Origin of the sequence: Haloarcula sp. CGMCC 1.2071, assembly GCF_037078445.1 — an archaeon.
GTDB classification, from domain to species: domain Archaea; phylum Halobacteriota; class Halobacteria; order Halobacteriales; family Haloarculaceae; genus Haloarcula; species Haloarcula amylolytica.
Window position 1 is genome coordinate 259,973 of the sequence record NZ_JAYMGY010000004.1, and the last position, 6,358, is coordinate 266,330.

The following is a 6,358-nucleotide window of genomic DNA, read 5'->3' on the forward strand; positions in this document are numbered from 1 at the left end:
GAGCTGTGGTGAGTCGTTCAAAGCGTATCCCGACGCGAACGCGGCACAGACGGAAGCGTGTAGTCCGGCCTGCGAAACCGCGTAATAATCGGCTGCGGTTTTCTGCGTTCACTCCAGTCGTCAGCGTTAGCTGTCGGGACTGTAGTTGGGCGCTTCGTCCGTAATCATCACGTCGTGTGGGTGGCTCTCCTGCTGTCCGGCCGCGGAGACCCGCACGAACTCGGCGCGTTGCTTGAACTCGGGGATCGTCTCGGCCCCGACGTAACCCATGCCGGACTGCATCCCGCCGACGAGTTGGTGGAGTTCAGAGGCCAGCGAGCCCTTGTACGGCGTCGCGGCTTCGACGCCCTCGGGGACGAACTCCTCGCCCTCCTCGTCGTCCTTGAGGTAGCGCTCGCCGCCACCCTCGTTCATCGCGCCGACGCTGCCCATCCCGCGGTACTGCTTGTACTTCTTGCCGTTCATGGTGATGACGCGGCCCGGAGCCTCGTCGGTCCCGGCGAAGTACGAGCCGAGCATCACCGCGTCCGCACCCGCGGCGATGGCCTTGATGGCGTCCCCGGAGTATCGGATGCCACCGTCGGCGATGACCGGGACGTCGTGCTGGCTCGCTACGTCGGCGACCTGCGAGACGGCGGTTATCTGAGGCATTCCGGCGCCGGTGACTACACGGGTCGTACAGATGGAACCGGGACCGATACCCACCTTGACGCCGTCGGCGAAGTCGACGACGGCTTCGGCGGCTTCCCGGGTGCCGATGTTCCCGACGACCACGTCGGCGTCTACTTCGGCCTTGATCTCGCGGGCGCTCTCGATGACGTTCGCGTTGTGGGCGTGCGCGCAGTCGATGAATAAGATGTCGACGCCGGCCTCGTCTGCGACCTGCGCGCGGTCCATCTCGAAGGGACCGACGGCGGCACCACAGCGGAGCGAGCCGTCGTCCGCGCGGGCGGCCTGGTCGTACTCGCGGCGCTGGAGGATGCCCTGCATCGTGACCAGCCCGACGAGGCGGTTCTCGTCGTCGACGATGGGGACGCGCTCGATCTTGTGGTCGTACATCAGTTCCAGCGCTTCCCGCGGCGTCACGTCCTCGGGGGCGGTGACGACTTCGTCGGTCATCGCGTCCGTGACGGCGTCGTCCTCGCCGACCTCCAGATACGGCCGGATGTCCGTCCCGGAGATGATGCCCAGCACTTCGCCGTTGTCGTCGTCGACGACCGGCGCGCCGGAGACACCCTCGTGTTCCATCATCTCGTCGACCTCACTGACGGTCTGGTTCGGGCTGGCCGTCACGACGTCGCGGATGATGAGCTCGTCGGCGCGTTTGACTCGCTCGATCTCGGTCGCCATCTCGTCGGCGTTCATGTTACGGTGGAGGACGCCGATACCGCCCTGTCGCGCCATTGCGATCGCCATGTCGCTCTCGGTGACGGTGTCCATCGCCGCGGAGAGGACGGGAACGGTCAGCTCGACGGATTTCGAGACCCGTGTCGTCGTGTCTGCCTCGTCTGGTTCGACCCGGGACTCCTTGGGTCTGAGGAGTACGTCGTCGAACGTCAGCGCCTCCGGCACTCGGAGCTTCTCTGAGAAAGGCTCGGAATCGTTCGCCATGTAAATCGTCCACGACGGCCCGGCAAAAACGTTGCGAGACTCGGCGCTACGTGGGGTTCGATGCCACACTTGTCTCGGGAAGCCCGTTCCAGAAATACGCCCGTGATACCGCACTTGTCATTCCCTGCTCTCGAAGGTGAGACATTCGTCCACAAACATCGAGGTATTTCGGAGAATCGGTGGCGTATGTGCGCAGTTCTCACGCAACGGTTATGTGGGAATGAAGGATAATTAAAAACATGCGACTCACCGAACCCGCACGGAACGGTACTGCCCGCCAGATGACGCCTACAGCGTCGGGCAACACAGCGTTCGCGTGGTTCGGTACCAAGTTCTGGCAGTTCTGTCGTGTTTGTCAGGACCGAGTGAGAACCTCCCGACGAGAGTTGGGTTACGCTCGACCGTAACGCGACATGAGTATCTCCAGACACCCGATTGCGCTCGACATCGAGCAGCAGGTCGGCCGTGGCGGCCGGCTCTTAGCGACCGTCATGGGCCTCCCGCTCGTCGACGGCATCTTCCCGGTGCTCGTCCTCGCAGGAGCACTTTCGACCTGGATGGGCGTCCTCGAAGTAGGCTTGCTGGTCTTCGGTGGGTCGGCTACCGTCGCTGTCGTGCTGGCCGAACTCGAAGGCGGTCCCCGCCAGCAGGCGCGCTCGGTACTCATCATCGGAGCCGTGTTGATGCCGATTGCCCTCATCGAAGCGGCGCTCGCACCGACGATTGCGGGGGTTGTCAAACTGGGCACCCTCGAACGATTCGCCGGCCTCGTCATCCTCGCCATCGCCGCACAGACCGCAAGCGCCCGGATCGGCGAGTACCTGCCGCGTCCAGCCGTCATCGTCGTGCTCGGCCTGCTGGCGAGTCTGGACCCCGCCGGCGCGACGCTGGTCACCGCCATCGAACCCGGCGTCCTGCTCCGCGCGGCCGCCACCACCGGCGTCGGTATCGGCTTCGCCCTCGCCGTCGCGCTGGCGAGTCCGTGGCTCCGCAACGCCGTCGACATAGACCGGTTCCGCTTCGGCAGCGCTGTCGCGCTCGGCGTGCTCGCCCTCTCCGTCCTCGGCGTGATGCCGACCGACGCACCAGTCGCGCTGGCCGTGCTCGCTGTCACGGCGCTGCTCTCCTTCGACCCGGAGAACGCCCGCACGCGCCACACGGAATACCGCCCCGACGCTGTGGACCTCACCGCCGCCTTCGCCGACGGCGGCGCGTCCCAGGGGGTCGCCGCCGACGAACAGACCGACGAAGGGGCCGCGGTCGAGTACGAACCCGACCAGGAACGCGCCCCGTGGCTGTGACGAGGGAGAACTTTTAGGCCCATCAGGCCCGGCTGTCCGGTATGAGCGACAATCGCGTGGTCCAGGGCCGGATGCAGACCCCCGAGAGCCTGGCCGAACTCATCGAAGGCGAGGACGTCATGGACGCAGAACCCATCGAAGACGCCGCCGACGACTGCCCGGAATGTGGTGAGAACGTCATTTCAGTGGGGTATATGCCCTCTGCGCTGGAGTTTGTTACTGGATACAAGTGCCAGGAGTGCGACTGGTCCGACACCGACCGCGACTGAGCGCCGTCTGCCAATCGAAATCCCTTTAATGCGAGTCGGCTTACGCCGGAGTGCGGGGTCGTGGCCTAGTCCGGGAAGGCGGCTGACTCCAGAGGCCACGCGCCTGGGACGACACTTCGAGGGCTGATATACTGAGCGGCCGGCTGATCACCGGTTCGCGACGATGACCCTCTGGAGTTCCGAGGCGCAGGACGGAGATATCAGCCGATCGGGGGTTCAAATCCCTCCGACCCCATTTCCTGCCGCGAGCTACAACGCGAGCGGCAGAACTGTTGAGAGGTGGATTTGAGCCACGCGAGACGAACGAAGTGAGTCTCGCAGCCGGGTGACTAATCCCTCCGACCTCATACTGTTACTCTTCCAGATCAGTCTGTTCGTTTGTTTTCGCCGTAGTCGTGCGTCTAAGGCCCTTCAGTCCCGGTTTTCACACTCTCGACGCAGCCAGAGCGTTCCGAACACGGCTCCGAGTCGGCGTCAGGTTTGGGAGGGCAACACTGCCCCAGTCCAATGAGTTTACTTCATGGCGGCTATCTGCCCACGCATGAGCCAGTTATTACGCGATTTACTTGCCGGAAACGCCGACCACGCGGCGGAGTTCCGGGACCGGTTCGACCAGGTCCAGAACTCGCAAACGCCCGACGCTGTCACGGTCTGTTGCTCCGATTCGCGGGTGCTCCAGGACCATATGTGGGGCAACAGCGAGCCGGGGCATCTCTTCACCTGTAGCAATATCGGAAACCGAGTCATCCAGCGGACCGCGTCCGGCGAGGCGGTCTCGGGTGACGTGTTGTACCCTATCGAGCACACGATGACCGAAACCGCCATCGTCGTCGGCCACACCGGCTGTGGAGCGGTGACGGCGACCTACGACGACCTGACGGACGGCCTCGATGAGCCGGCCGGTATCGAGCACTGTCTCGGCGTTCTCAAACCGCATCTCGAGCCCGCGCTGGCACACCTTCCCGAAGACATCGAGCGAGCGGCGGCTGTCAACCGACTCGTCGAGTACAACGTCGACAGGCAAGTCGAGTTCCTCCGCAGCAGCGACGACGTTCCCGACGCTGTGGACGTGTTCGGCGTCGTCTACGACTTTCAGGACGTGTACGGCGGCCGACGGGGCGAAGTCCACGTCATCAACGTCGACGGTGAAACCGATGTCGACGCACTCCGAGCGGCCCATCCCGATATCGACTCGCGGATTAACCGCCTCTGGGAGTACTAGTCCCGCTACCGACTCTCTCTTTGTTCGACCTTGTTCAGTTCGATCAGGAGTCGGAAAATCGCTTTCACGAGGTTCTCGTCGACGTCGAACTGCTCCGCGTTGTCGCCGGCACGGTCCATGACGGCTTGCTCCTGTTGCTCGTCGGTCGTCGGCAGCCCCTTCTCGTCTTTGACCTGTGCGATGGTGTCGGCCACGTAGGTTCGCTGTGCGATCTTCTCGACAATCTCCTGGTCGATAGTCCGGATTTCGTCGCGCAGTTCGTCCAGCGACATGTCTTCTGGGTTCGGATTTGTGCTCATACTGTGTGTGTTCCCTTGGTCTGTGTCGTCGTCAGCCAGGTCGCTCCGGGTCGCTCGTCCCAGGCGTCCTGTACGGCTTCGAGTGCGGCCCGCTCGCCAACGGCAGTGAACGACGGGCCCGTCCCGGACAGCGAGACACCCTCGACGTGCCCGAGCGCGTCGAGTACCGGGTCCGTCTCGAAGTCCAGCGCGGCCGAGAACGCGAGGCCGTTGACCGTCATGGCCCGCTGATAGTCGCCGTCGAGCGCGAGGTCCTCGACGAGACGGGCCATCGGTGCGATCTGGCGGCATCGCTCGACATCCGCGTCGGCACTGAACGACTGTTCCGGCGGCGTCCAGACGAGGACGTCCCAGTCGATTTCCTCGCGGGCAAGGAGCGCGTCGTCCTCGTTGTCGGTCACGGTGACGCCGCCGAGCATCGACGCCGACGCGTCGTCGAAGGCCCCGGTGACGGTGACGCCCACGTCGCGGGCGGCCATGACGCCGAGGCGGGCCATGTCCTCGCGGCTCATCCGCTCGGTCGCATCGAGCGCGTCGAGCGTCGCCATGACGGTCGCGTTTGCGGCCGCACTGGAGCTCTTGAGTCCCGAGGCCATCGGGACCTCACTCTCGGTGCGGACGGTGCCGCCGGAGACCGCCGGGACGCCCACGTTCTGTGGGCCGCCGTGGGCGTCGATGACGTACTCGACACAGCGTTCGATGAGCCGCGTGTCGGCGTCCGGCGCGCCAGCGACTTCGCCGGTGACGCCGTCGGTCTCAGTCGAGAGCGTGACGGTCGCTGTCGTGTACTCGTCGATAGCAAACGCCGCACCGCGGCCGGTCGCGAGCGCGTTGAGGACCGTCCCTGCTGCGGGCGCTGCTGCCTTCCCTTCCATCGACGTGTACTCCCTCGCGGACCTATTTACTAACTGCGATACCCCTGTAGCGGTCACGTTGACCGCAGTACAAAGCGATAGCGTCGCAGTAAGACGGGCAACACTATACCGACCAGTTCGAAGGGAACCAGCAACGGGAAATGAGCATCGGGAACACACTCCGGGGACTCACGGCAGGCATCGCGGTTCTGGGCTACGTCAGCCTGTTTCTGTTGTTGCAGGTCCGGGCGGCCCCAGTGTCAGTGCTGACGGGAATTGCGGTACTCGCTACTGCTGCACTCGCCGTCGCCGGCGGCCGGCCTGCAGTTCGCCAGGTTCTGGGTCGCGGGTCGTCACCTCCAGCGGAGACATCAGAATGGTGGCTCGCTCGCGTCGAACCCGCGCTCGAAGACGCCTGGAACACGTATGCGGACCTCGTGCTAACGGTCGGCCTGTGGGGCATCAGTATCGGCTCCTTCGGCGGACTCGTAACCTATCCCGGCGACGACCCGCCGTTTGGCCTCGCTATGATCGGGTTCCTGTCGATGGTCTGTGGACTCATCTCGCTCGGATTTCTCATCGATTCGAGGTACGAGTAGCGGCCGGTGGGACGGCTTCGACGCATACGGATTGTTTGCGCGATCTCCCGGTCTGTTCCGACGCCGGGGGCTACCCGGAACCAATCTACTGGCGGAGCAGGCCGAGTGCCTCGGGGCTTGACCCCGAGGGTGAAGGCCGTAAGCCCCGTTAAACGTGTTCCGTTCGCTCGATATACTGCTCAATCGTGTCGGTCGAAACATCA

The 6,358-nt window shown here is 64.3% G+C and carries 7 protein-coding genes and 1 tRNA gene; 5 read left to right on the plus strand and 3 right to left on the minus strand.

Annotated features, from left to right (window positions below; genetic code table 11):
• Positions 1 to 126 precede the first annotated feature (126 nt).
• Positions 127 to 1,611, minus strand: a complete 1,485-nt coding sequence (guaB, locus tag VI234_RS11590; RefSeq protein WP_008309360.1) for an IMP dehydrogenase — start codon at positions 1,609 to 1,611, stop codon at positions 127 to 129.
• Between the two features lie 413 nt (positions 1,612 to 2,024).
• On the opposite strand from guaB, the gene VI234_RS11595 reads away from it, so the two are divergent.
• From VI234_RS11595 to VI234_RS11610, 4 genes are all read left to right on the plus strand, one after another.
• Positions 2,025 to 2,912, plus strand: coding sequence for a DUF5794 domain-containing protein (locus VI234_RS11595; RefSeq protein ID WP_008309359.1), 888 nt, complete (start codon positions 2,025 to 2,027; stop codon positions 2,910 to 2,912).
• 41 nt (positions 2,913 to 2,953) lie between these two features.
• Positions 2,954 to 3,181 (plus strand): DUF5795 family protein, encoded by a 228-nt coding sequence (locus tag VI234_RS11600; protein ID WP_008309357.1) that lies wholly within the window; start codon positions 2,954 to 2,956, stop codon positions 3,179 to 3,181.
• A gap of 54 nt (positions 3,182 to 3,235) precedes the next feature.
• Positions 3,236 to 3,416: transfer RNA gene (locus VI234_RS11605), tRNA-Trp, on the plus strand.
• 306 nt (positions 3,417 to 3,722) lie between these two features.
• The gene (locus VI234_RS11610; protein ID WP_008309355.1) at positions 3,723 to 4,403 is read left to right on the plus strand and encodes a carbonic anhydrase; all 681 of its coding nucleotides are present in this window, start codon (positions 3,723 to 3,725) and stop codon (positions 4,401 to 4,403) included.
• Positions 4,404 to 4,408: 5 nt separating this feature from the next.
• Here VI234_RS11610 and VI234_RS11615 read toward each other — a convergent pair whose 3' ends face one another.
• Both VI234_RS11615 and VI234_RS11620 read right to left on the minus strand, forming a co-directional pair.
• The gene (locus tag VI234_RS11615) at positions 4,409 to 4,702 is read right to left on the minus strand and encodes a chorismate mutase (RefSeq protein ID WP_008309354.1); all 294 of its coding nucleotides are present in this window, start codon (positions 4,700 to 4,702) and stop codon (positions 4,409 to 4,411) included.
• Entirely contained in the window at positions 4,699 to 5,577 is an 879-nt protein-coding gene (locus VI234_RS11620) for a shikimate kinase (protein WP_008309352.1), read from the minus strand. Before VI234_RS11620 ends, VI234_RS11615 begins: the two co-directional genes overlap by 4 nt.
• 140 nt (positions 5,578 to 5,717) lie before the next feature.
• Here VI234_RS11620 and VI234_RS11625 point away from each other — a divergent pair, with 140 nt between their 5' ends.
• Positions 5,718 to 6,155: a hypothetical protein gene (locus VI234_RS11625; RefSeq protein WP_336330086.1), complete on the plus strand. Its 438-nt coding sequence runs from the start codon at positions 5,718 to 5,720 to the stop codon at positions 6,153 to 6,155.
• Positions 6,156 to 6,358: the final 203 nt, after the last annotated feature.

Excerpts from the sequence above, each read along its gene's own strand:
- VI234_RS11625 (WP_336330086.1), top strand. The coding sequence starts at position 5,718 with ATGAGCATCGGGAACACACTCCGGGGACTCACGGCAGGCATCGCGGTT.
- VI234_RS11620 (WP_008309352.1), bottom strand. The coding sequence starts at position 5,577 with ATGGAAGGGAAGGCAGCAGCGCCCGCAGCAGGGACGGTCCTCAACGCG.
- VI234_RS11610 (WP_008309355.1), top strand. The coding sequence starts at position 3,723 with ATGAGCCAGTTATTACGCGATTTACTTGCCGGAAACGCCGACCACGCG.
- VI234_RS11615 (WP_008309354.1), bottom strand. The coding sequence starts at position 4,702 with ATGAGCACAAATCCGAACCCAGAAGACATGTCGCTGGACGAACTGCGC.
- VI234_RS11595 (WP_008309359.1), top strand. The coding sequence starts at position 2,025 with ATGAGTATCTCCAGACACCCGATTGCGCTCGACATCGAGCAGCAGGTC.
- guaB (WP_008309360.1), bottom strand. The coding sequence starts at position 1,611 with ATGGCGAACGATTCCGAGCCTTTCTCAGAGAAGCTCCGAGTGCCGGAG.
- VI234_RS11600 (WP_008309357.1), top strand. The coding sequence starts at position 2,954 with ATGAGCGACAATCGCGTGGTCCAGGGCCGGATGCAGACCCCCGAGAGC.